The sequence below is a fragment of the Microcystis sp. LE19-131.1A genome, from assembly GCF_027532015.1.
Taxonomy (GTDB): domain Bacteria; phylum Cyanobacteriota; class Cyanobacteriia; order Cyanobacteriales; family Microcystaceae; genus Microcystis; species Microcystis ichthyoblabe_A.
The window spans coordinates 1-1,227 of record NZ_JAPZSS010000014.1 but is presented as its reverse complement, the minus strand read 5'-3'; the positions used below and the strand labels follow the sequence as shown (position 1 = coordinate 1,227).

General features: G+C 40.3%; 1 protein-coding gene and 1 pseudogene. Both read right to left on the bottom strand.

The genetic code is table 11. The annotated features are described in order from the left end of the window. Window positions 1-331: 331 nt before the first annotated feature. Window positions 332-463 carry a hypothetical protein gene (locus O9323_RS01220; protein WP_002753613.1) on the bottom strand — a complete coding sequence of 44 codons (132 nt, stop codon included), beginning with the start codon at window positions 461-463 and terminating at the stop codon, window positions 332-334. Window positions 464-858: 395 nt separating this feature from the next. Then, window positions 859-1,092: pseudogene (locus tag O9323_RS01215) on the bottom strand (DUF5615 family PIN-like protein); the annotation flags it as partial. Window positions 1,093-1,227 lie beyond the last annotated feature (135 nt).

The following is a 1,227-nucleotide window of genomic DNA, read 5'->3' as shown; positions in this document are numbered from 1 at the left end:
TAAATTCTCTCTAGCATTTTCTGGCTCTCGGGGTTTAGGTCTCTAATCAATCTCATTGTATTTTCCTGCTGCTTCGTTTTTTTATGTATTATACTTCTTAATTTTTTATTTGGGTAATTAATTTTGCATGACTACTTATGTGCTTTTTTGAACAGCAATGGTTGAAACCCTTGCCACACCTACAAGGTGATCCTAATTAAGACGGGTAAATCAGTCAATTTCACCCACAACGATGATCTTTTTTTTGTGTAGTTTTATTGCAAAAAAAAAGTTTTTTTGACAAAAAGCACAAAGTATGATAAGTACTCAACCTATTTCTGGCTGCCAGTAGTTATTGCAGAGTGGGAGTTGGGAAGCTTTTCCAGTAATCAGTGGACTGAAAACGCAAATCTGACAACTGATGACCCTCTTTTCTTTCCTCTGGCATCAAAATGGTTTCCCAACGCAAGGTGACAGCCATCATAATTTGGTTGGCAATCTTACCGATGTCGTTTTTGACCGCGCTGCCCTGAGCTCAGCGTTCGAAAAAAGCTCACGCCGAGGTCCGAACGGTGCGTTCATCCGGCGATGACTGGGTTTTTTAATCGGTTGCTTACCCGGCCCCCTATTCTTAATAGCATACATCATATAAAGTCGCCCTAAAAGGGCGAGGCTTTAAACCCAATTTTTCGGTAAGTTTTGACGAAATATTGGGCGAGGGTGTGTAAATCCGATGTGAATCCCTAGTCAGGGAGAATAATGTAAAGATTTATTAAATTGTAGCGTAGGATACTGTGCGGGGGGTAGAGTGTATTTTTGTTTTCAATAGTTAGGGAGAGATTAAGTTAAGATTTGTGACAAGATCGAGACAAACCAGAATTAATAGTTCCAGTGGTTCAGGGAGATGAACTGATTAGCAAGGGGGACGTTAGCAGTTTCGAGATTGGCGATTGCCTTGACAATTGCCTTGAAGCCCATATTTTTTAAGAGGTTAGCGTTACGGTAAACCGCGAATATCCCCGAATGGCTTGGATTCGCTTGGTGCAACTCTTCAAAGTCATCGCAGTTATGAGTTAGCAGAATCCGATTTTCCTGTATGGCATAGTCAGGGACTTCCAAAAAATAAACTATTCATTCTCAAGAATAATAATCATTCTCGGAGTGTGGGAGGTAGGGATCGATGGTTGCCCCCTCCTTCCAATTTTGTAGTAGAATTAATCCTGTACATTATTAATCAAGTTTTTCTTT